The sequence below is a fragment of the Pseudomonas sp. GW458-11-26-14-LB4 genome (genome assembly GCF_059423925.1).
Genome location: NZ_JBWKYU010000016.1, coordinates 119,817 through 143,065 on the forward strand (window position 1 = coordinate 119,817; position 23,249 = coordinate 143,065).

At 59.5% G+C, this 23,249-nt stretch carries 18 protein-coding genes; 4 read left to right on the top strand and 14 right to left on the bottom strand.

The window, feature by feature from the left end; all coding sequences use genetic code 11:
* Window positions 1–123 precede the first annotated feature (123 nt).
* A complete protein-coding gene (locus tag AC07XZ_RS20835) occupies window positions 124–804 on the top strand; it encodes a Fe2+-dependent dioxygenase (RefSeq protein ID WP_085746897.1) in 681 nt (226 codons plus the stop codon).
* On the top strand, window positions 805–1,563 hold the full coding sequence (locus AC07XZ_RS20840; RefSeq protein ID WP_256590567.1) for a tetratricopeptide repeat protein: 759 nt from the start codon (window positions 805–807) through the stop codon (window positions 1,561–1,563). It begins immediately after the preceding gene.
* Window positions 1,564–1,623: 60 nt separating this feature from the next.
* Here the strand turns inward: AC07XZ_RS20840 and AC07XZ_RS20845 are convergent, their stop codons facing one another.
* The 5 genes from AC07XZ_RS20845 to AC07XZ_RS20865 form a co-directional block, all read right to left on the bottom strand.
* Entirely contained in the window at window positions 1,624–2,787 is a 1,164-nt protein-coding gene (locus AC07XZ_RS20845; protein ID WP_007953693.1) for a type III PLP-dependent enzyme, read from the bottom strand.
* An 847-nt stretch (window positions 2,788–3,634) separates the two neighbouring features.
* The gene (locus tag AC07XZ_RS20850; RefSeq protein WP_102687358.1) at window positions 3,635–4,789 is read right to left on the bottom strand and encodes an osmoprotectant ABC transporter ATP-binding protein OsmV; all 1,155 of its coding nucleotides are present in this window, start codon (window positions 4,787–4,789) and stop codon (window positions 3,635–3,637) included.
* The gene (locus AC07XZ_RS20855) at window positions 4,786–5,439 is read right to left on the bottom strand and encodes an ABC transporter permease (protein WP_007953690.1); all 654 of its coding nucleotides are present in this window, start codon (window positions 5,437–5,439) and stop codon (window positions 4,786–4,788) included. Before AC07XZ_RS20855 ends, AC07XZ_RS20850 begins: the two co-directional genes overlap by 4 nt.
* A 13-nt stretch (window positions 5,440–5,452) precedes the next feature.
* On the bottom strand, window positions 5,453–6,346 hold the full coding sequence (locus AC07XZ_RS20860; protein ID WP_085746898.1) for a glycine betaine ABC transporter substrate-binding protein: 894 nt from the start codon (window positions 6,344–6,346) through the stop codon (window positions 5,453–5,455).
* A gap of 20 nt (window positions 6,347–6,366) precedes the next feature.
* On the bottom strand, window positions 6,367–7,056 hold the full coding sequence (locus tag AC07XZ_RS20865; RefSeq protein WP_172667905.1) for an ABC transporter permease: 690 nt from the start codon (window positions 7,054–7,056) through the stop codon (window positions 6,367–6,369).
* Between the two features lie 355 nt (window positions 7,057–7,411).
* Between AC07XZ_RS20865 and AC07XZ_RS20870 the strand changes: the two genes are divergently transcribed.
* Together AC07XZ_RS20870 and AC07XZ_RS20875 are read left to right on the top strand one after the other, a co-directional pair.
* Complete coding sequence (locus AC07XZ_RS20870; protein ID WP_011332431.1) at window positions 7,412–8,995, top strand: peptide chain release factor 3; 1,584 nt, start codon at window positions 7,412–7,414, stop codon at window positions 8,993–8,995.
* 256 nt (window positions 8,996–9,251) lie between these two features.
* On the top strand, window positions 9,252–9,512 hold the full coding sequence (locus tag AC07XZ_RS20875) for a hypothetical protein (RefSeq protein ID WP_085608056.1): 261 nt from the start codon (window positions 9,252–9,254) through the stop codon (window positions 9,510–9,512).
* Between the two features lie 107 nt (window positions 9,513–9,619).
* Here AC07XZ_RS20875 and AC07XZ_RS20880 read toward each other — a convergent pair whose 3' ends face one another.
* The 9 genes from AC07XZ_RS20880 to AC07XZ_RS20920 all read right to left on the bottom strand — a co-directional run bounded on the left by AC07XZ_RS20880 (window position 9,620) and on the right by AC07XZ_RS20920 (window position 22,260).
* Window positions 9,620–10,600, bottom strand: coding sequence for a peptide ABC transporter ATP-binding protein (locus tag AC07XZ_RS20880; RefSeq protein ID WP_085746899.1), 981 nt, complete (start codon window positions 10,598–10,600; stop codon window positions 9,620–9,622).
* Window positions 10,600–11,568, bottom strand: a complete 969-nt coding sequence (locus AC07XZ_RS20885) for an ABC transporter ATP-binding protein (protein ID WP_011332433.1) — start codon at window positions 11,566–11,568, stop codon at window positions 10,600–10,602. Before AC07XZ_RS20885 ends, AC07XZ_RS20880 begins: the two co-directional genes overlap by 1 nt.
* Window positions 11,569–11,578: 10 nt before the next feature.
* Window positions 11,579–12,505 carry an ABC transporter permease subunit gene (locus AC07XZ_RS20890; protein WP_039769224.1) on the bottom strand — a complete coding sequence of 309 codons (927 nt, stop codon included), beginning with the start codon at window positions 12,503–12,505 and terminating at the stop codon, window positions 11,579–11,581.
* An 11-nt stretch (window positions 12,506–12,516) separates the two neighbouring features.
* Entirely contained in the window at window positions 12,517–13,527 is a 1,011-nt protein-coding gene (locus AC07XZ_RS20895) for an ABC transporter permease subunit (protein WP_007953665.1), read from the bottom strand.
* A gap of 73 nt (window positions 13,528–13,600) precedes the next feature.
* On the bottom strand, window positions 13,601–15,196 hold the full coding sequence (locus AC07XZ_RS20900) for an ABC transporter substrate-binding protein (RefSeq protein WP_102687359.1): 1,596 nt from the start codon (window positions 15,194–15,196) through the stop codon (window positions 13,601–13,603).
* A gap of 79 nt (window positions 15,197–15,275) precedes the next feature.
* Complete coding sequence (locus AC07XZ_RS20905; RefSeq protein WP_102687360.1) at window positions 15,276–16,697, bottom strand: OprD family porin; 1,422 nt, start codon at window positions 16,695–16,697, stop codon at window positions 15,276–15,278.
* 177 nt (window positions 16,698–16,874) lie between these two features.
* On the bottom strand, window positions 16,875–18,473 hold the full coding sequence (locus AC07XZ_RS20910) for an ABC transporter substrate-binding protein (RefSeq protein ID WP_102687361.1): 1,599 nt from the start codon (window positions 18,471–18,473) through the stop codon (window positions 16,875–16,877).
* A gap of 299 nt (window positions 18,474–18,772) precedes the next feature.
* Entirely contained in the window at window positions 18,773–20,398 is a 1,626-nt protein-coding gene (locus tag AC07XZ_RS20915) for an ABC transporter substrate-binding protein (protein ID WP_085746903.1), read from the bottom strand.
* A 260-nt stretch (window positions 20,399–20,658) separates the two neighbouring features.
* A complete protein-coding gene (locus AC07XZ_RS20920; protein ID WP_102687362.1) occupies window positions 20,659–22,260 on the bottom strand; it encodes an ABC transporter substrate-binding protein in 1,602 nt (533 codons plus the stop codon).
* Between the last annotated feature and the right edge of the window lie 989 nt (window positions 22,261–23,249).

Consider the following 23,249-nt stretch of genomic DNA (forward strand, 5'->3'; position numbering starts at 1 on the left):
GACAAATTTACATTCTTTACAATTTAACCTTACGGTTTTTACCAGTTCATTCGTCTAGCGGGTTTTACACAGTCAATAAGAATCAATACCATTGCCGCCTCTTTGCCATCAGGTGACATTGCCATGCTGCTGCACATCCCCGGGCTGTTCGCGAAAGACGAAGTGCAGCGTATTCGCGAGGCGCTGGAACAGGCCGACTGGGCCGATGGCAAGATCACCGCCGGCTATCAATCGGCCAAGGCCAAGCACAATCTGCAGCTTCCGGAAGGCCATCCGCTGGCGAAGGAAATCGGCGCGGCGATGCTCGAACGCCTGTGGAAAAACCCGCTGTTCATGTCGGCCGCGCTGCCGCACAAAGTATTCCCGCCGTTACTCAACTGCTACTCGGCGGGCGGCAGTTTCGATTTCCACATCGACAACGCGGTGCGCCAGCCCAAGGGCAGCATCGAGCGGGTGCGCACTGATCTGTCGGCCACGCTGTTCTTCAGCGAGCCAGAGGATTACGACGGCGGCGAGCTGGAGATTCAGGACACCTTCGGCACCCAGCGAGTGAAGCTTCCCGCCGGCGACATGGTCTTGTATCCCGGCACCAGCCTGCACAAGGTCAACGCAGTCACTCGCGGCGCGCGTTATGCCTCGTTCTTCTGGACCCAAAGTCTGGTGCGCGAAGACAGCCAGCGAGCCTTGCTGTTCGAGATGGACGGGGCGATCCAGCAACTCACCCAGGACATGCCCGATCACCCTTCGCTGATCCGCCTTACCGGCACTTACCACAACCTGTTGCGTCGCTGGGTCGAGGTGTAAGTGGCGGATTTTCGGTTACGTCGCGAAGAAGTCCTCGACGTCGAACGCCTCACCGCCATGCTCGAAGAGCGTCCTGCCCGCGCAGCGCAGGCAATTCTGCTGGCGGCGGGTGAGGGCGTGCTGGAAGCGCAGGCGCTGCTCGGGCAGATCCTGCTCGATGGTCACGGGATCGCTCAGGACCAGCCGCTGGCCTTGCGCTGGTTTGAGATTGCCGCCGGGCAAGGTCATCTGATGGCGCGCAACATGCTCGGCCGCTGTCATGAACACGGTTGGGGTTGCGTGGCGGACGCAGCGGTTGCCGCCCAGCAATATCGCGTTGCAGCGGATGCCGGGTTGGATTGGGCGATGTATAACCTCGCCAATCTTCTGGCGACCGGGCGCGGTGTAGCGGTCGATCATCTTCAGGCCATCGCGCTGTATCAAAGCGCGGCCGAGGTCGGGCATGCCAAGTCGATGAACCTGCTTGGGCGTTATCTGGAGGAAGGGCAGGTGTGTGCGGCGGATCCCGCAGCGGCTCGTGACTGGTATCGACGTTCGGCCGAGGGCGGGGACTTTCGCGGGCAATTCAGCTATGCAGCGGTGTTGGCAGATGAGGGGCGGATCGATGACGCGCTCACCTGGCTGGAGAAAGCGCTGGCCGGCGGCAACCTGAATTTCCTGCGCGTGGCCAGCCAGACGCTGGCGAGCGCAACCGATCCGCGAATCCAGGCGCTTGCGCAGGCCTACGCTCACCGTTGCACCGAGTTACAGAGTGCCTGAATCGCAGCCGTAAAAAAGCCCATGACACGTCATGGGCTTTTTGCATTACGCCAGCATCGCTTACACGTAGAACGATTTCAGCGGCGGGAAGCCGTTGAACTCTACCGCGCTGTAACTGGTGGTGTACGCACCGGTCGACAGCCAGTACAGGCGATCACCGATCGCCAGGTTCAGCGGCAGACCGTACTTGTAGTTCTCGTACATGATGTCGGCGCTGTCGCAGGTCGGGCCGGCGATCACGACTTCTTCCATCTCGCCTTTCTTCTCGGTCCAGATCGGGAACTTGATCGCTTCGTCCATGGTTTCGATCAGGCCGGAGAATTTGCCCACATCGGTGTACACCCAACGCTCGACGGCGGTACGGGATTTACGCGCGACCAGCACCACTTCGCTGACCAGGATGCCAGCGTTGGCGATCAGCGAACGGCCCGGCTCCAGAATGATTTCCGGCAGGTCATCACCGAAGTCTTCCTTGAGGAAGCGGATGATTTCTTCGGCGTAGGTTTCCAGGCTGTTGGTGCGGGTGATGTAGTTGGCCGGGAAGCCACCGCCCATGTTGATCAGCTTCAGGTGGATGCCGTCTTCTTCTTTCAGGCGCTCGAAAATCACTTTGACCTTGGCGATCGCCGCGTCCCAGACGCTGATGTCACGCTGTTGCGAACCGACGTGGAACGAGATGCCGTATGGCACCAGACCCAGGTCGCGGGCGAGGATCAGCAGATCCATGGCCATGTCGGTCTGGCAGCCGAACTTGCGCGACAGTGGCCAGTCGGCCGTGGTCGAGCCTTCGGTCAGGATGCGCACGTAAACTTTGGCGCCCGGTGCGGCCTTGGCGATGTTGCGCAGGTCGGCTTCCGAGTCGGTGGCGAACAGACGCACGCCCTTCTCATAGAAGTAGCGAATGTCCTTGGATTTCTTGATGGTGTTGCCGTAGCTGATCTGATCCGCGCTGACGCCGCGGCTCAGCACTTTGTCCAGCTCATAGATCGAGGCGATGTCGAAGCTCGAACCTTTCTCTTTGAGCAGGTCGATGATCTCGACGGCCGGGTTGGCCTTGACCGCGTAGTAGACCTTGGCGAATTCGAAACCGGCGCGCAGGTCATCGTAGGCCTGGGCGATCATCGCGGTGTCGATCACCACGAACGGGGTTTCCTGTTTGTCGGCGAACGCCTTCATTTTCTGAAAGGTTTCGCGCGCGAAATAGTCTTCGACCTGGATCGACATACTTGGGAGCTCCTATGGGCAAACTCGTAAAAACAATGGGTGCGAGGGTGTGTCATCAATGAATTCGCGAGTGCGTTGCGCCTGAGCGCGTGCCAGGCAAGGCGCAGGCCGCCGCTAATGGTCGCTCCCTTCGCAAGGCCTGCAACGCAGCATGGCGCGCGCTCAGGCACAACCCGAAGGGCCGGGCCTGCTTTTGCGCAGGGCTGCGTTGCTCGTCCCTTATTTGGAACAACCAAACTGCGGGCCTCGCGCCTTGCCCTGCGCAAAAGCAGACCCGGCGCACTCGTGAATTCATTGATGACACACCCTCCTGAACGCCCTCCGTATCCCCACTTTGGTTCGCCTACTTCCCAAGGCATGTCGCCGAAAGCAAAAAGGCCATGGGTCGCTGCCCTTGGCCTTGCTGTCTCGTCGTCAGTACTTGAGCCGGATGGATCGTTTCCAGCATGGACGTTCGGCGCGAACTTTAGGGCGTGAGGGGCCTGAGATCAACTAAAAATGTCGCGTTTTTGCACGCTTCTGACGTGCGTCGCGGATATCACTCTTTGTAGCCGACAGAGATGACGGTCAGATGTTCCGCAATAATTTTCAGGTGTTAAAAATACCTGCACGTTCGACGCTGATGTGTGCCAAGTCTTAGATAAGTGCGTTCACTTCAACATCGGCGACGTTGGCGGCGAGAAGGGGAAATGAGGGGGAAGTTGCTGGTTAATGCTGACATTCGCGGACAGGGTCAGCTTTCTCACGTGTTGATATTTCTTGTCGGCTCTCCGCTTGCAAAAAAATCACGGCTTTCAGTTTCCGGTGGTCGAAAAAAAGGGCTGTCGAACAGCCCTTTTGCGTTTGATCAGGCCACCGCCTCGGCTGGCGACACAATATTGGTCTTCATTCCGCGCGATCGACCCGAACTCAGGTAGGCCGCAATCGACTCCTGGGTAACTTCGCCAAGGAATACCCGCTCGGCATCCATCACCGGCAGCCATGAGCGATTGAACTCGTACATGCGCGACAGCAGGATGCGCAAATGCTCGTCGTATGCCGCCGTGGCGTTGAATTCGCGAAGGAACTGCGCACAGGTGCCGGTCTGACGATGCAGGTCTCGACGGCGCACATAACCCAGTGCCTTGTTCTCAGCGTCAGTGACGACGACATAGCGACGGTCATGTTCGTCCATCAACTCCAGTGCATCGTCCACCGGGGTTTCCGGGCTGACTGACGGCGCGTTGTCTGCTGCGTCTTCGGCTTTCACCAGCAGCAGGCGTTTGAGGGTGCTGTCCTGGCCAACGAAGTTGCTGACAAAGTCGTCCGCCGGATGGGCGAGCAGGGTGTCCGGATGGTCAATCTGCAACAGTTTGCCGGCGCGGAAGATTGCGATCTTGTCACCGAGCTTGATCGCTTCGTCGATGTCGTGGCTGACCATGATCACGGTCTTGTTCAGCGCACGCTGCATCTCGAAAAACTCGTTCTGGATCATCTCGCGGTTGATCGGGTCCACCGCACCGAACGGTTCGTCCATCAGCAACAGCGGCGCATCCGCCGCCAGCGCACGGATCACGCCGATCCGTTGCTGCTGGCCGCCGGACAGCTCACGCGGGTAACGATGCAGATACTGCTTGGGCTCAAGCTTGATCATGCTCATCAGTTCGTGGGCGCGGTCGTGGCATTTCTGTTTGTCCCAGCCGAGCAGTTTCGGCACCACCACGATGTTCTCTTCAATGGTCATGTTCGGGAACAGACCGATCTGCTGGATCACGTAACCGATGTTGCGGCGCAGGGTCACTTCGTCGAGGTCGGTGGTGTCTTCGCCGTTGATCAGGATCTTGCCCGAGGTCGGCTTGATCAGGCGGTTGATCATTTTCAGCGTGGTGCTTTTGCCGCAACCCGATGGCCCGAGGAACACACAGATTTCGCCTTCATTGACGGTCAGGCTTACCGAGTCCACGGCTTTCACATCCTTGCCGTTGCTTTGGAAGGTCTTGCTGAGGTTTTGAAGTTCGATCATTTGAGGAGTCCTTTTGGAGTCAGCGAACGTTGCAGCCACTGCAAAATAAGGTCGGCGAAGATCGCCAGAAGACTGACCAGCAGCGCGCCGACGATGAGCATCGACATGTCGCTGCGGCTGATGGAGGCGAGGATCAGCACGCCGAGGCCGCCGGCGCCGATGGTCGCGGCAATGGTCATCACGCCGATGTTCATCACCACGGCGGTGCGCACGCCGGCGAGGATCACCGGCACTGCGATTGGCAACTCGACCATGCGCAGGCGCTGGCCGAAGGTCATGCCGATGCCGCGTGCGGCTTCACGAATACCCGGTTCTACGCCGGTCAAGGCGAGGTAGGTGTTACGCATGATCGGCAGCAGTGAATAAAGGAACACGGCGGTGATCGCCGGCATCGGGCCAAGGCCCTGGCCGAATTTCGAATAGAACGGCAGCAGCAGGCCGAACAGCGCAATCGACGGCACGGTCAGCAGCACCGTGGCACTGGCCTGCAAGGGGCCGGCGAGGCTCGGGAAGCGCGTCATCAAAATGCCCAGCGGCACACCGATGAGGATCGCCAGGCTGACGGCGATGCCGACCAGGGTGATGTGCTGCCAGGTCAGGTGCATCACCTGCTGCCAGTCGAGGTGGGAAAAGGCGTTCAGAAATTCCATGACTTTTCCTCCTTTAATTCAGTGGGTGCTGGCGCAGGAAGTCGGCAGCGACTTTCGACGGGCTCTCGTGATCGACGTCGACCCGCGCGTTGAGCTGGCGCATGGTTTCGTCATCGAACAGTTCGGCCAGCGGCTTGAGTTGCTCAGCCAGTTTCGGGTGCGCGTCGAGGTAGGCCTGACGTACCACTGGCGCGGCGGTGTAGTCCGGGAAGTAATGCTTGTCGTCTTCCAGCAGCTTCAGCCCGAACGCGTTGAGGCGACCGTCGGTGGTGTAGACCAGACCGGCAAACACCTGACCGTTGCGCAGCGCGGTGTAGACCAGGCCTGCGTCCATCTGCCGGATGTTCTTGCGGGTCAGGTTCATGTCGTAGAGCTTGACCATGCCGTCCAGACCGTCGGAGCGGTTGGCGAACTCGGTGTCCAGCGCCACCAGGTGGTTGGTCTTGGCTTCAGCCTTCAACACGTCGTTCAACTGGCTGATGGTGTGGATTTGCGGGTATTGCTCGGCCACTTTTTTCGGCAGGGCGAGGGCGTAGGTGTTGCTGAATTTCGACGGCGTGAGCCAGACCAGGCCTTTCTTCGCGTCGAGTTCTTTGACCCGGGCGTAGGACTGTGCGCTGTCGAGTTTTTCGGTGACATGGTTGTAGGCCACCAGCGACACACCGGTGTATTCCCAGAGCATGTCCAGTTGCCCGGTTTCGTGGGCGCTGCGGGCCAGGTTACTGCCCAGACCACCGGTGATCTGCGCGTCGTAGCCTTTGCTGCGCAGGTATTGCGCGGTGATTTCCGCGAGCAGGGTCTGCTCGGTGAATACCCGGGCGCCAAGGCGAATCACCGGTTTGTCGGCGGCTTGGGCGATGCCTGCGAAGAGCAGCACGCAGCCCAGAATCAAACTAAGTCTTTTCATAAATATTCCTTCGCAAAGCCTCAAGACGGGCGCAAACCGCGTTCCAGCCAGAGACGGCTGGCGAGGGTGACCACGCCATCGAGCAGCAGGGCCAGCAGCGCGGTGCACGCGGCGCCGAGCAGCAGTTGCGGCTGATTGTTCAGGGCGATGCCGGGGAAGATCAGGCTGCCGAGGCTGTTGGCACCGATAAGGAAGGCCAGCGGCGCGGTACCGACGTTGATCGCCAGCGCCACCCGAACACCGCCGACGATGATCGGCACGGCGTTGGGCAACTCGACTTTCCACAGCACCTGACGCGGCGTCATGCCGATCCCGACGGCGGCTTCTTTCAGCGAGCCCTGGACGTTTTTCAGGCCTTCATAGGTGTTGCGCACAATCGGCAAAAGCGAGGCGAGGAACAAAGCGAAGATCGCCGGACCGCTGCCGATGCCGAGAATCCCCAGGGCAATCGCGAGCACGGCCAGCGGAGGCACGGTGTTGCCGATGTTGAAGATCTGCATGAAGCGTTCGGCGCGGCCGACCATGGTCGGGCGGCTCAGGAATATACCGGCGGGAATGCCCACGACCAGGGCGGCCAGCATTGAAGCGAGGACGAGAATCAGGTGAGCTTGCAGGTAAAACAACAAATCGTCGCGGTAGTGTTCGATCGTGTTGATGCCGATCCAGTGGACCAGCAGGGCCAGGAGCGCGATCACCACCGCACCTCCCATCAGCCCTTTGCCATAGCGGATAGCCACAGGCGGACTCCTTTTTTTAGTCGGCGACCGCTGCTCCGTGTGGCATGCCATGCCTGGCTGCCGGAGTCAGTGTTCGCGAGAAGCAGCTTTTTTTCAGCCCGGCAAAAGCGGTCTGAAAGCCAGCCATGAGCGCAGCCTCGTCAGGCTAACTTGCTGATTTTTCAGCCCCTGACGAAATGTCGTTACAGGGGATGGACGTCTCCGTGCTTTAAAAGGTTCCCATCTGAGGCAGCATTTGGCCACCCTTAATGTGCTCAACGGTTCGGTTATTGAATCGAGTTGGGCTATAATCGCCGCCCTTTTTTGAATCACCGCCAGGCGATTTCCCATGACCAGACAGGCCGCCGAAGTCGCGAAACGCCGCACTTTCGCCATTATTTCCCACCCCGATGCCGGTAAAACCACCATCACCGAAAAGCTCTTGCTGATGGGCAAGGCGATTGCTGTGGCCGGTACGGTGAAATCCCGTAAATCCGACCGCCACGCGACATCCGACTGGATGGAGATGGAAAAGCAGCGGGGCATCTCGATTACTACGTCGGTCATGCAGTTCCCGTATCGCGAACACATGATCAACCTGCTCGACACACCGGGCCACGAAGACTTCTCCGAAGACACCTACCGCACTCTGACTGCGGTGGACTCGGCCCTGATGGTTCTCGACGGCGGTAAAGGTGTTGAGCCACGTACCATCGCGCTGATGGACGTCTGCCGTCTGCGTGACACGCCGATCGTCAGCTTCATCAACAAACTCGACCGTGATATCCGCGACCCGATCGAACTGCTCGACGAGATCGAAGCCGTCCTGAAGATCAAGGCTGCGCCGATCACCTGGCCGATCGGTTGCTACCGCGACTTCAAGGGCGTGTACCACCTGGCGGACGACTACATCATTGTCTACACCGCCGGTCACGGTCACGAACGCACCGAAACCAAGATCATCGAGAAGCTCGATTCCGACGAAGCCCGCGCACACCTGGGCGATGAGTACGAGCGTTTCCTCGAGCAGCTGGAACTGGTGCAGGGCGCCTGCCACGAGTTCAACCAGCAGGAGTTCCTCGACGGTCAACTGACCCCGGTGTTCTTCGGTACCGCGCTGGGCAACTTCGGTGTCGATCACGTACTCGACGCTGTTGTCGACTGGGCCCCGCGCCCGCTGCCACGCGTAGCCAACGAGCGCACCGTTGAGCCGGTGGAAGAGAAGTTCTCGGGCTTCATCTTCAAGATCCAGGCGAACATGGACCCGAAACACCGCGACCGCATCGCCTTCATGCGTATCTGCTCCGGCAAGTACGAAAAAGGCATGAAGATGCGCCATGTGCGTACCGGCAAGGACGTGCGCATCGGCGACGCCCTGACGTTCTTCTCCTCCGAGCGTGAACAGCTGGAAGAGGCGTACGCCGGCGACATCATCGGTCTGCACAACCACGGCACGATCCAGATCGGCGACACCTTCAGCGAAGGCGAAACCCTGGGCTTCACCGGTATCCCGCACTTCGCCCCGGAGCTGTTCCGCCGCGTACGCCTGCGCGATCCGCTGAAATCCAAGCAACTGCGCCAGGGCCTGCAACAGCTGGCCGAAGAAGGCGCGACCCAGGTGTTCTTCCCGGAACGCAGCAACGACATCATCCTCGGCGCCGTTGGTGTGCTGCAGTTCGATGTGGTCGCCAGCCGCCTGAAAGAGGAATACAAGGTCGAGTGCTCCTACGAGCCGATCACCGTGTACTCCGCGCGCTGGATCGAATGCAGCGACAAGAAGAAGCTGGAGGAATTCTCCAACAAGGCTGTGGAAAACCTGGCACTGGACGGCGGCGGTCACCTGACCTACCTCGCGCCGACCCGCGTCAACCTGGCCCTGATGGAAGAGCGCTGGCCGGACGTGAAATTCCGTGCCACCCGTGAGCATCACTAAGCATTGAGCTGTTCCCTCCAAAGCCCCCGTTGCGTAAGCCTCGGGGGCTTTTTAGTGGCTGCTCATCAAGCGCTCGAGATAGACAACCTCGCTTAGCCGATCCGGTTATGGACGTTATTCGAAAGCGGTCTGTACACGCATGGCATTTCCGGGCATGGGTTAGCGTCCTATCTGGTGAACCCGGCGGATCGGAACTAGATTTCAATCAGCGTCAGGTCAGCATGAATTTCTCACCTGGAACAGGATGGACTCGACCATGAAAAACAGGTTGCTACGGGTTTTGCTGCTGTTGAAAGTGATGGTGATGCTGTCCCTCGGCACCGCGACGGCCTGGGCCGAGTGCGAGGATCACGATACCCAGGCCTCCAGCGGGCAGGTGGGGCACAGCGCGCTGATGCTGGCCAAGTCCGAGTCCGAGCCGGGCGATCAGGGCCAGGGTGGCAGCGCCGACGATGACGATTCGACCACCGATGAGCCGGACTCCGACGATGCGGACGAAGGCGATAGCCAGACGTAGATTCCGCGCAAAAGAAAACCCCTTCTTTCCCGATCGATGCGCAATCGGGGCAGAAGGGGTTTGGTCAACTCATCAACAACCCGCCCCGGGAAACGGGGCGGGTTTTTTCATGCCGCGCCGTCGAGGAACTGCTCGGCGTAGTGGCATGCAACCTGACGCGTGTCGAGCTGGCGCAGGACCGGCTCTTCGCTGCTGCAACGCGCGGTGGCGTACGGGCAGCGCTTGTGGAACGCGCAGCCAGGCGGCGGATTCAGCGGGTTGGGCAACTCGCCGACGATCTTGATTTTCGGCTTGTCCGGATCCGGGTGGATGGTCGGAGTCGCCGACAACAGCGCCTGGGTGTACGGGTGCAGAGGACGGGCATAGATGTCGTGCTTCGGACCGATTTCCACCGGGCGACCGAGGTACATCACCATCACGTCATCCGCCACGTGCTGCACCACCGCCAGGTTGTGCGAGATGAACACGTAACCGGTGTTGAACTCCTGCTGCATGTCCATGAACAAGTTCAGCACCTGCGCCTGGATCGACACGTCCAGCGCCGAGGTCGGCTCGTCCGCCACCAGCACTTTCGGTTGCAGCATCATGGCGCGGGCCAGCGCGATACGCTGACGCTGACCGCCGGAGAACATGTGCGGATAACGCTGGTAGTGCTCGGGACGCAAGCCGACCTGCTTCATCATCGCCTGGACTTTCTCGCGACGTTCGGCGGCCGACAGGTTGGTGTTGATCAGCAGCGGCTCGGCCAGTTGATCACCGATTTTCTGCCGTGGGTTCAACGACGCGTACGGGCTCTGGAACACCATCTGCACGTCTTTGCGCAGTTGTTTGCGCTGAGCCTTGTCGGCGCCGGCCACTTCCTGCCCGGCGATTTTCAGCGAGCCGGATGATGGCTCCTCGATCAGGGTCAGGGCGCGGGCGAGGGTGGATTTGCCGCAGCCCGATTCACCGACGACGGCGAGGGTCTTGCCGGCTTCCAGCTCGAACGACACGCCGTTGAGGGCGCGCACGGTGGCATGGCCCTTGAACAGGCCACGGGAGACTTCGTAGTGACGGGTCAGGTCGCGGGCGGTAAGTACGACGGCCATTACGCCACCTCCTGGTTCAACGGATAGAAGCAGCGGGCGAGGCTGTGGCTTTTCGGGTCAAGGGTCGGACGCTGCGCGCGGCAGCTGTCCTGCACGTACGGGCAGCGCGGCGACAGCAGGCAGCCTTGCGGGCGGTCGTAACGGCCGGGAACGATGCCCGGCAGTGTGGCCAGACGCTCGGCACCCTGGCTGTGTTCCGGAATCGCCTTGAGCAGCGCTTCGCTGTACGGGTGGGCCGGGATGTCGAACAGCTGCGGCACCTGGCCGACTTCAACGGCTTGACCGGCGTACATCACGCACACGCGCTGGGCGGTTTCGGCTACCACGGCGAGGTCGTGGGTGATCAGCACCAGGCCCATGTTCTGCTCTTTCTGCAACGCCAGCAGCAGGTCCATGATCTGCGCCTGAATCGTCACGTCGAGTGCAGTGGTCGGTTCGTCGGCGATCAGCAGTTTCGGCTCGCCGGCAATCGCCATGGCAATCGCCACACGCTGGCTCATGCCGCCTGACAGTTGGTGCGGGTAGGCATCCATACGGCTGGCGGCGCCCGGGATTTCGACTTTTTCCAGCAGTTCGATCGCACGTTTACGCGCTTGCTTGCCGGACATTTTCAGGTGCAGGCGCAGCACCTCTTCGATCTGGAAACCGACGGTGTAGCTCGGGTTCAGCGCGGTCATCGGGTCCTGGAACACCATCGCCAGGTCTTTGCCGACGATCTGCCGACGCTGGCGGTTGTTCAGCTTGAGCATGTTTTTGCCGTCGAAGCTCAGCGAGTCGGCGGTGACGATGCCTGGGTGCTCGATCAGGCCCATCAGCGCCATCATGGTCACGGACTTGCCGGAACCCGACTCGCCCACGATCGCCAGGACTTCGCCCTTGTCGACTTTCAGGTCGAGGCCGTCGACGACCGGGGTGGCGTTCTTGTCGCCGAAGCGAACGTTGAGATTCTTGATTTCTAACAGTGACATGGGAATCTCCTCAGGCGGCGTTCTTGAGTTTCGGGTCCAGCGCATCGCGCAGGCCGTCGCCCATCAAGTTGATTGCCAGCACGCTGAGCAAAATGGTCAAACCAGGCAGACTCACCACCCACCAGGCGCGTTCGATGTAGTCGCGGGCCGAAGCCAGCATGGTGCCCCACTCAGGGGTTGGCGGCTGGACGCCGAGGCCGAGGAAGCCCAGGGCGGCGGCATCGAGGATCGCCGAGGAGAAGCTCAAAGTCGCCTGAACGATCAGCGGTGCCATGCAGTTCGGCAGCACGGTGATGAACATCAGGCGTGGCAGACCGGCACCGGCCAGGCGCGCGGCGGTCACGTAGTCGCGGTTCAGCTCACCCATCACGGCGGCACGGGTCAGACGCACGTAGGACGGCAAGGACACCACGGCAATCGCGATCACGGTGTTGATCAGGCCTGGGCCGAGGATGGCGACGATCGCCACGGCCAGCAGCAGCGACGGCAGGGCCAGCATGATGTCCATCAGACGCATGATGGTCGGGCCGACCACTTTCGGGAAGAAACCGGCGAACAGACCCAGCAGGATCCCCGGGATCAGCGACATCACCACCGACGACAGACCGATCAGCAGCGACAGGCGCGAACCCTGGATCAGACGCGACAGCAGGTCGCGACCCAGTTCATCGGTGCCGAGCAGGAACTGCATCTGCCCGCCTTCGAGCCACGCCGGCGGCGTCAGCAGGAAGTCGCGGTATTGCTCGCTCGGGTTATGCGGGGCGACCCACGGCGCGAAGATCGCGCAGAAAATCACCAGCAGCATGAACAGCAGGCCGGCGACGGCGCCCTTGTTCTTGGCGAAGGCCTGCCAGAACTCTTTGTACGGGGACGGGTACAGCAGACTTTGATCCACGGCGGTGGCGGCGGTGACTACTGAGGAAGTTGGAGTGCTCATGGGTATTGACCTCAGCGCTGATGACGGATGCGTGGGTTGGCAAAGCCGTAGAGGATGTCCACCACGAAGTTGACCAGAATCACCAGGCAGGCGATTAACAGGATGCCGTTTTGCACAACCGGGTAGTCCCGGGCGCCGATGGCTTCGATCAGCCATTTACCGATGCCGGGCCAGGAGAAGATGGTTTCGGTCAGGACCGCACCGGCCAGCAGGGTGCCGACTTGCAGGCCGACCACGGTCAGTACCGGAATCAGCGCGTTGCGCAGGCCGTGCACGAACACCACGCGCGACGGCGACAGGCCTTTGGCCTTGGCGGTACGGATGTAGTCTTCACGCAGTACTTCGAGCATCGACGAACGGGTCATCCGCGCGATCACCGCCAGCGGAATGGTGCCGAGCACGATGGCCGGCAGGATCAGGTGATGCAGGGCATCGAGGAACGCGCCCATGTCATCGGCCAGCAGGGTGTCGATCAGCATGAAACCGGTGCGTGGCTCGATGTCGTAAAGCAGGTCGATCCGCCCGGACACCGGGGTCCAGCCCAGGCTCACCGAGAAGAACATGATGAGGATCAGGCCCCACCAGAAGATCGGCATCGAATAACCCGCGAGGGAGATGCCCATCACCCCGTGGTCGAACAGGGATCCTCGCTTGAGTGCCGCGATCACCCCGGCCAGAAGGCCCAGGATGCCGGCGAACAGCAGGGCGGCCATGGACAGTTCCAGGGTCGCCGGGAAGAGGGAGGTGAACTCGGTCCATACGCTCTCACGGGTGCGCAGGGATTCGCCGAGATCGCCGTGGGCCAGTTTGCCGATGTAGTCCAGGTACTGGGCGTACAGCGGTTTGTTCAGACCGAGGCGTTCCATTGCCTGAGCGTGCATTTCGGGGTCGACCCGACGTTCGCCCATCATCACTTCCACGGGGTCGCCGGGAATCATGCGAATCAACGCGAAAGTCAGCAAGGTGATGCCGAAAAACGTGGGGATCAACAACCCCAGTCGGCGGGCAATAAAACTAAACATCGTGTGTGGTACCTCATCAGCCGGTTAGGCGTGCCCGAAGTCCCTGGGGTCAGGGACTTCGGGAGTTTCTTATCTACTTCACCTGGGTGGTGGCGAAGTTATTGGTTGTCAGAGGGCTGATGTGATAACCCTCTACGTTGTTGCGCATTGCGGTGAACATGCGGGTGTGGGCCATGCTGATCCACGGCTGATCCTGATTGAACAGCACTTGAGCCTGCTCATACAGCCTGGCGCGTTCGGCCGGATCTACTTTAGCCCGTGCTTCGTCGAGCAGGGCCTGGAATTTCTCGTTGCACCAGCGAGCGTAGTTTTCGCCGTTCTTGGCCGCTTCGCAACTGAGCATAGGCGTCAGGAAGTTATCCGGGTCGCCGTTGTCGCCCGCCCATCCGGCTGAAACCATGTCGTGCTCGCCGGCCTTGGCGCGTTTGAGCATCTCGCCCCATTCCATCACGCGGATGTCGATCTTGATCCCGACTTTCGCCAGGTCGGCCTGCATCATCTGCGCGCCGAGCATCGGGTTCGGGTTGGTCGGGCCGCCGCCGTTGCGGGTGAACAGAGTGAACGTGGTGCCTTCCGGTACACCGGCTTCCTTGAGCAGGGCGCGGGCCTTGTCGAGGTCTCGTGGCGGGTTTTTCAGCTCGTGGTTGTAGCCCAGCAGGGTCGGCGGGTACGGGTTGACCGCCACGCTGGCGTTGCCTTTGCCGAACAGGGCGTTGACGTAGGCTTCCTTGTCGAAGGCGATGTCGATCGCTTTGCGCACCCGCACGTCGCTGATGTACTTGTGCTGGGTGTTCATGGCGATGTACGAGACGGTCATCGCGTCCATTTCATCGACTTTCAGGTTGCTGTCTTTCTTGATGCTCGGGATGTCATCCGGTTTCGGATACAGCGCGATCTGGCACTCATTGGCCTTGAGCTTCTGCAAACGCACGTTGTTGTCGGTGGCAATCGCCAGGATCAGCGCGTCAGCCGGCGCCTTGCCGCGGAAGTAGTCCGGGTTGGCCTTGAAGCGTACCTGGGCGTCCTTGGCGTAACGCTGGAAGATGAACGGGCCGGTGCCGACCGGTTTGCTGTTCAGGTCGCCGGTCTTGTTGGCCTTGAGCAACTGGTCGGCGTATTCGGCCGAATAGATCGAGGAGAACGCCATGGCGATGTCGGCCAGGAACGGCGCTTCGCGACGGGTCAGGGTGAACTTGACGGTGTTGTCGTCGACTTTCTCAACGCCTTTCAGCAGTTCCTTGAAGCCCATGCTTTCAAAGTACGGAAAGCCCACGCTCGACAGCTTGTGCCACGGGTGATTCGGGTCCAGCTGACGCTGGAAACTCCAGACCACGTCGTCGGCGTTCATGTCGCGGGTCGGCTTGAAATATTCGGTGGTGTGAAACTTGACGCCTTTGCGCAGGTGGAACGTGTAGGTCAGGCCGTCTTCGCTGATGTCCCAGGACTCGGCCAGCGCCGGAATCACTTCGGTGGTGCCGGGCTTGAAGTCCGCCAGACGGTTGAAGATGGTTTCGGCCACCGCGTCGGCAGTGACTGCAGTCGTGTACTGGACCATATCGAAGCCTTCCGGACTGGCTTCGGTGCAGACCACCAAGGGTTTGGCCGAGACGCCGACAGCGACACTCAGCAACGCAGCCGCGATGGCCGCTCGTAGGGGAAGCATTTTCATCAAGAACCCTCTGCAATCGGTTGAAGACAAAAAGCCGAACGGCCGACTCGTCACTGAGTCAGCCGTCGGCTGGCGGTTTTTACAGGATGTTGAATGGAATGGTGGTCACGAGACGGAACTCGTTGATGTTGCCGTCAGCCTGGTGTTCGCTGGCGCGGTGAGTGGTGTACGTCGCGCGAATCGCAGTGGCCTTGAGCGGGCCGCTCTGCACGGCGTAGGAAGCACCGATGCCGTATTCGTAGTGCGATTCGCCGTCCATCAGGCTCAGGTCGCCGCGCTTGTCATCTGGAATGGTGTAAGCCGTGCCACGGTAGTGAGTACCGTCAATGCCCCAGCCGCGAGCCTGATAGATGTTGAACTTCAGGCCTGGTACGCCGTATTCGGCCATGTTGATGCCGTAGGCGATCTGGAAGGATTTCTCGTTCGGGCCGTTGAAGTCCGACAGCAGGGAGTTGGCCAGGTAGATGCCGTTGGTTTCATGCAGGTAGTCGAAGTACTCGTTACCGTTCACTTGCTGGTACGAGAAGGTCAGGCTGTGGGCCTGGTGAGTCAGGCCGAGGGACAACGAGTAGGTATCGTTGTCGATGTTGCCCATCAGTTTTTTGCCTTCGTCGACGGTCTTGTAGTAGTTCAGACCGGTGGTCAGGCTCAGGACCTGGCTGTCACCCAGTTCGTGGGTACCGCCGAAGTAGTACTGATTCCAGAAGTCTTCGACGTTGGCGACGTACAGGCTGGTTTTCAGGCTTTTGAGCGGCTGATAGTTCACGCCCGCGGTGTAGACCTTGTCGGTTTCTTCGCCGTTGGCGCCGTATTCGGAACGGAATTTCGACAGGCTCTGCTCGGTACGTGGCGAGACGCGGTCGAAACCGGCGAGGTCGAACGACAGGTTGTTCAACTCCTCGCTATGCAGACTGATCCCTTCAAAGCTCGAAGGCAGCGGACGGTTGCCGATAACATCGACAATCGGCGTGCTGAAGTTCTGACGACCGGCGGTCAACGTGGTGTTCGACACGCGGAACTTGACGTTGGCCAGACCCAGTTTGCTCCACTGGTCGACCGCATCACCGTCGGAATGGGCGAGGGTGCGGTTGGAGCCGCCGGCGATATCCTTGCGGTCACGGTCGAGAACGATGGCGTTGTAAGCGGCAACTTCGGTGCTCACGCCAACGGTGCCTTGGGTGAAGCCCGAGGTGTAGTTGACGATGGTGCCCTGAACCCAGTTGATACGACGCGGGGTCTTTGTTCTGACCACTGGCGAGGTGTCTTTGTCGCTGTTTTTCACGTAACTGAAACTGTCGTCACGACGACGCAGTTCGTTGGCATACCAGTTACGCGTTGTGCCGCCCAGGCTTTGTCCATCGATAAAGCCTTTGGCCTCGCTTTGGGCGCTGCTGCCGGCCAATGTGGTAGGGATGAACTCCTGACTTGCAGGTTCCGCATAAGCCGTGGCGGTGATGCTGCTGATGGCCAGGGCCAGTATCGCGGTATTGCTCAGTTTCATGGGTGAAGCTCCTTTACTTTCTTTTTATGCCGGCTTTTTTGGGTTGGCCGGTTATTGGTTTAGAACTCATTCACACATCGCAAACGTTTGCAAAAGACCTGATTGGCGAATTTCGGCAAAGCGCTTGCGTGAGGGGGTAGACGGCCCCCTCAGCATTGCGGCTAATCGGTTGTTTGTTTAATCGATGCTGACACCCGAAAACACGTTGCGACCGAACGGGCTCACCTTGAACCCTTCGACTTTGGCGCTCAGTGGCTGGTTGACCGTCGAGTGAGCGACAGGCGTGATCGGCACTTGCTGCTTGAGCAGTTGCTGGGCCTGTTTGTAGAGCACGGTGCGCTGGTCGCGGTCGGTGACGACCTTCGCCTGTTTGATCAGCTTGTCGTAAGCCGGATCGCACCACATGGAGTAGTTGTTGCCGCCGATGGCGTCGCAGCTGTAGAGCGTGCCGAGCCAGTTGTCCGGATCCCCGTTGTCACCGGTCCAGCCGATCAGGCTGATGTCGTGTTCGCCATTCTTGGTGCGCTTGATGTACTCGCCCCATTCGTAGCTGACGATTTTCACTTTCAGACCGATCTTGGCCCAGTCGGCCTGGAGCATCTCGGCCATCAGTTTGGCGTTCGGGTTGTACGGACGCTGTACCGGCATCGCCCACAGGGTGATCTCGGTGCCTTCCTTGACGCCGGCAGCCTTGAGCAGCTCTTTGGCTTTTTCCGGGTTGTAGGCGGCGTCCTTGATGGTGTCGTCGTAGGACCATTGGGTCGGCGGCATGGCGTTGACGGCCAGTTGGCCGGCGCCTTGATAAACAGCGTTGAGAATCCCCTGTTTATTCACTGCCATGTCCAGCGCCTGGCGTACTTCGAGCTGATCGAACGGCTTGTGGCGGACGTTGTAGGCGATGTAGCCGAGGTTGAAGCCCGGCTTCTCGATCAATTGCAGCTTCGGATCGTTCTTCAGTGCCGGCACATCGGCCGGGCGTGGGTGCAGGGTAATCTGGCATTCGCCGGCCTTGAGCTTTTGCACGCGCACCGAGGCGTCGGTATTGATCGCGAAAATCAGGTTCTTCAGCTTCACCCGGCTCTGATCCCAGTAATGCGGGTTGCCGGTGTAACGGATGTTCGAGTCTTTCTGGTAGCTCTTGAACACGAACGGGCCAGTGCCGATCGGCTTCTGGTTGATGTCGCTCGGCTTGCCTTCGGCCAGCAGCTTGTCGGCGTATTCGGCAGACAGGATGGCGGCGAAGCTCATGGCGATGTTCTGGATGAACGCGGCGTCGACGCTGTTGAGCGTGAACTGCACGGTCAGCGGCCCGGTCTTCTCGACCTTGGCGATGTTCTTGTTGAGGCTCATCCCGTTGAAATACGGGAACTCGGTCGGATAAGCCTTACGGAATGGCTGTTGCGGATCGAGCATGCGGTTAAACGTGAACAGCACGTCGTCGGCGTTGAGATCGCGCGTAGGTTTGAAGTACGGCGTTGTATGAAACTTCACACCTTCACGCAGGTGAAAGGTGTACTTGAGACCATCCTCGGAAATATCCCAGCTGGTTGCCAGGCCCGGTACGACATTGGTCGCGCCTTTTTCGAACTCGGCCAGTCGGTTGTACAGCGGTTCGGCGGCGTCGTTATCGGTCGCTGTCGTGTACTGCGCGGTATCGAAACCGGCCGGACTGCCTTCGGAGCAGAACACCAGACTGTTGCTGGCGGCGTCACTGGCGGACGTGGCGGCCAACAGGCCGGCGCCCAGCAATGCGGAAAAAACCAAGGTATGGCGCATGACGCTCCCTCTTTTTTTAGTGTTTTTCAATGCGCCGCGATCCCGTCCAGGGATGTGGTGGCGGCATTGAGCTCAAACCAATACGGCAGCAAAACCGATAGCCCACGCAGTCACTGGTCAGAACCCGACGGTAGGGGCCGTGGGTCTGGCAGTAAATGCGCTGAGTCCTAAAGACTCGTAGGAAAAGGCAACACGTCCTGAACCAACCCAGTAAGACGGGGCGGAAAAGGTTGTAGGCAAATTCCTGACTTCTCGGCAAAAAAACAGCGGCGACGCTGAACACGTCGCCGCTGCTTCTTTTATTTGCTGACGCTGACGCCGTAGAAGGAGTTCAAGCCGAATGGGCTGATCTTGAAGTCCTGCACGTTGGCGCGCATGGGTTGATACACCGTCGAGTGAGCGATAGGTGTCATAGGGACTGCATCTTTGAGGACGTGCTGCGCCTCTTTGTAGAGTTCGGTGCGCTTGGCCTGGTCAGTGGTGCGCTTGGCTTCTTTCACGAGGCCGTCGAATTTCTTGTCGCACCATTTGGAGAAGTTGTTGCCACTCAGGGAGTCGCAACCAAACAACACGTTGAGCCAGTTGTCCGGATCACCATTGTCACCGCTCCAGCCAATCAGCATGCCCTGGTTCTCGCCACCTTTGGAACGCTTGATGTACTCGCCCCACTCGTAGCTCTGAATCTTCACGTTCAGACCGATTTTCTTCCAGTCGGACTGGAGCATTTCGGCCATCAGTTTGGCATTCGGGTTGTACGGACGCTGAACCGGCATCGCCCACAGGACGATCTCGGTACCTTCCTTGACGCCGGCTTCCTTGAGCAGCTGTTTGGCTTTCTCAGGATCGTACTTGGCGTCCTTGATGGTGGTGTCGTAGGACCACTGGGTCGGCGGCATGGCGTTGACGGCCAGTTGGCCCGCACCCTGGTAAACCGAGTCGATGATCTGTGGCTTGTTCACCGACATGTCAAGTGCCTGACGCACGCGCAGGTCAGCCAGCGGGTTCGGCTCGTTGCTACCCTTGACCTTGTCCATCACGTTGTAGGCGATGTAGCCCAGGTTGAAACCAGCCTGGTCAGGCATCTTCAGCGTAGGATCGGCTTTCAGTGCCGCGAGGTCGGCCGGACGAGGGAACAGGGTGACTTGGCACTCGTTCTTTTTCAGCTTCTGGATACGTACCGACGGGTCGGTGGTGATGGCGAAGATCAGGTTGTCGATCTTCACGTCTTCAGGCTTCCAGTAGTCCTTGTTCCCGGTGTAGCGGATGTTGGAGTCTTTCTGGTAGCTCTTGAACACGAACGGACCAGTGCCGATCGGCTTCTGGTTGATGTCGGCAGCCTTGCCTTCTTTCAGCAGCTGGGCTGCGTACTCGGCGGACTGGATCGACGCGAAGCTCATGGCCATGTTCTGGATGAACGCGGCGTCGACTTCTTTCAGAGTGAACTTGACGGTGTGGTCGTCGACTTTATCGATCTTGGTGATGTTGGTGTCCATCCCCATGTCGGTGAAGTACGGGAATTCGGTCGGGTACGCCTTACGGAACGGGTCATCCTTGTTAATCATGCGATTGAAGGTGAACAGCACGTCGTCGGCGTTGAACTCACGAGTCGGCTTGAAATACGGGGTGGTGTGGAACTTGACGCCTTCACGCAGGTGGAAGGTGTAAGTCAGGCCGTCATCAGAAATGTCCCACTTGGTCGCCAGACCAGGAATCACGGCGGTACCGCCACGCTCGAACTGGGTCAGACGGTTGAACATGGTTTCGGCTGAGGCGTCGAAGTCGGTTCCGGTGGTGTATTGGCCTGGATCGAAACCGGCCGGGCTGCCTTCGGAGCAGAACACCAGGTTAGTCGCAGCGGTGGCGAAAGGTGCGGAGGCTAACAAGCCTGCGCCGACTAAAAACGGAATGACCGCGTGTTTAAGCATGTTGGCCTCATGATTTGTTGTCATTTTTTAGTTGTGAGGTACGACCTCGTGAGTCGTGCCTGCGGATACTTATGCAGGGCCCATACCCAATGCAAGATCCAGAGCGCTCGGCGGCGTCAAAGCGTGGCACGAACGTACCTTAATGTCGCATCCGTATAACTTCTGACGCATTTGACCGTTTGCGGACGGTTTTTACGGTGCAAACGAAGCCCCAAAACGGTGCGTTGGTCACGTTGTGCGCGCCGGATTGGGGCCGGGTGTTACTTATTTATACCCACGCCATAGAAGGGGGTTAGACCGAACGGGCTGATCTTGAAGTCAGTGACTTCCTTGCGCAGCGGCTGGAACACCGTGGAGTTGGCGATCGGCGTGATTGGCACCTGCTGTTTAAGGATCAGTTGCGCCTGTTGATACAGTTTTACCCGTTGCGATTTATCGCTGGATACCTTGGCCTGCTGTACCAGCTTGTCGTAGGCCGGATCGCACCATTTGGCGTAGTTGCTGCCGTTCACCGCCGCGCAGCTGTAAAGCACGCCCAGCCAGTTGTCCGGGTCGCCGTTGTCACCGGTCCAGCCGTAGATCATCGCGTCGTGTTCGCCGTTCTTGGCGCGCTTGATGTACTCGCCCCATTCATAGCTGACGATGTTGGCCTTGATACCGATCTTCTCCCAATCCTGCTGGATCATCTGGGCCGACATCCGCGCATTCGGGTTCGAGGCGCGTTGCACGGTCATGGCCCAGAGGTTGATGGTTGTACCGGGTGCAACCCCGGCTTCCTTGAGTAGCGCCTTGGCTTTTACCGGGTCGTGCGGCGCGTCTTTTATGTTCGGATCGAATGACCATTGCGCTGGCGGCAAGGCGTTTTGCGCGAGCTGCCCGGCACTCTGATAAACCGCCTTGATGATCGCCGGTTTATCGATGGCCATGTCCAGTGCCTGGCGCACTTTGAGCTGATCCAGCGGCGGGTGGGTGGTGTTGTAGGCGAGGAAGCCGAGGTTGAAACCGGCCTGCTTCAGCACCCGCAGGTTCGGGTCTTTTTCCATCACTTCGATGTCGGCCGGGCGCGGGTAGCCGCTGACCTGGCATTCGCCGGTCTTGAGCTTTTGCAGGCGAACGGCGGCGTCCGGAGTGATCGAGAACACCAGGTTATCGAGCTTCACGTCCTCGGGTTTCCAGTACTCCTTGTTCGCAGCGTAGCGGATCTGCGCGTCCTTCTGGTAGCGCTTGAACACGAACGGGCCGGTGCCGACCGGTTTCTGGTTGAGGTCGGCGGCGTGACCTTCTTTCAACAGTTGGGCGGCGTATTCGGCCGATTGCACCGAGGCGAAGCTCATGGCGAGGTTTTGCACGAAGGCGGCGTCGACGTTGTTCAGGTTGAAGCGCACGGTGTTTTCGTCGAGCTTTTCCACGGATTTGATCGTGGTGTTCAGGCCCATGTCGGTGAAGTACGGGGATTCGGCGGGGTAGGCCTTGCGGAAGGCGTTCTCCGGATCGAGCAGGCGCTGGAAGGTGAACAGGACGTCGTCGGCGTTGAAGGTGCGGGTGGGGGTGAAGTAGTCGGTGGTGTGGAATTTTACGTTTTGGCGTAGGTGGAAGGTGTATTGGAGGCCATCCGGGCTTACGTCCCAATTGGTCGCCAGGCCGGGTTCGATTTCGGTGCCGCCGCGTTTGAATTGGGTGAGGCGGTTGAAGACTGTTTCGGCGGAGGCGTCGAAGTCGGTGCCGCTTGTGTACTGGCTGGGGTCGAAGCCTGCGGGGCTGGCTTCTGAGCAGTAGACGAGGGTTGTTGCTGCGTTGGCGATTGGGGTTATGGCGGTCAGGGCCAGGGTTATTAGAAGTGGTTTGAAGGTGAATCGATCCATGGAGTCCCCGGGTGCACTGGAGGTAGTTGTGGGGAGGAGGGTAGCCGGGGTTTCGGTGGGCGCGGAAATATCGTTTTTCTAGGTGAGGTGTCTATCTCGGTATATCTGGGGTGATTGTGTGCATATCCGATGCTGCGGTAACGGCTTCTTATGGTTCCGCCCTTACGGCGGGTCACTTTTTACAAACGCCTAAAAAGTAACCAAAAACGCTTGCTCCTGCGTTCGGCCCCTCGCTGGGGCTCGGGGTTCCTTCGTTACGGGATTCATCCGGGGGCATCGCCTCCGGTTTGCTTCGCTGCACCTCCTCTCGATGCATGCGGCTTCGCCGCACGGTCGCTGCGCTCCCACCCCCGGATAAATCCCTCCACTCAGCCTTCCGACGTCGCCCGTGGATCAAGATCAAAAGCTGCAGCCGAGCTAACGCTCATCCTGTTGAGTGGTGGTGGGGCAACAGCTAGAGCGGTTTGTGTGCTTTTCGGATTTTGAATTCACCTTCGATATCTCACGTCGGCGTATTTCATTTAAACGACGCGGTCAGTTCCCTCTCCCTCCGGGAGAGGGCAGCTTTTGATCGTTCCCACGCTCCGCGTGGGAATGTAGCCCGGGACGCTCCGCGTTCCATTTTCGGATGTTTAAAGATGTGTGGGATTCACCGAACCTTCCCACAAGTTTTTCAGGTTGTCCGTCGGAACCACGATCCCTAGTCTTTGGTTGTCGCAGAAAACTCTGTGATTGGGTGTGAGAACCCAGGCAAGCGAGTGTTATTCGAACGCCAGTCCGACCATAATTGCCGCCAGCTTTTCTGCTGCCTGTAATTGATTTATGGCGGCCGTGTGCGGGCAGACTTCGGTCTGGCCGGAATCTCCTTGCCCGGTTTCTCACCCCGCACATAGCTGCCACCTCTTCGCCGCGTGAGAACGGCATTTGGTGGCTTCAAGTCAGCAAGGAGTTAATCAATGAACAAGGTTGTCCCCGACCCACCCCTCGAA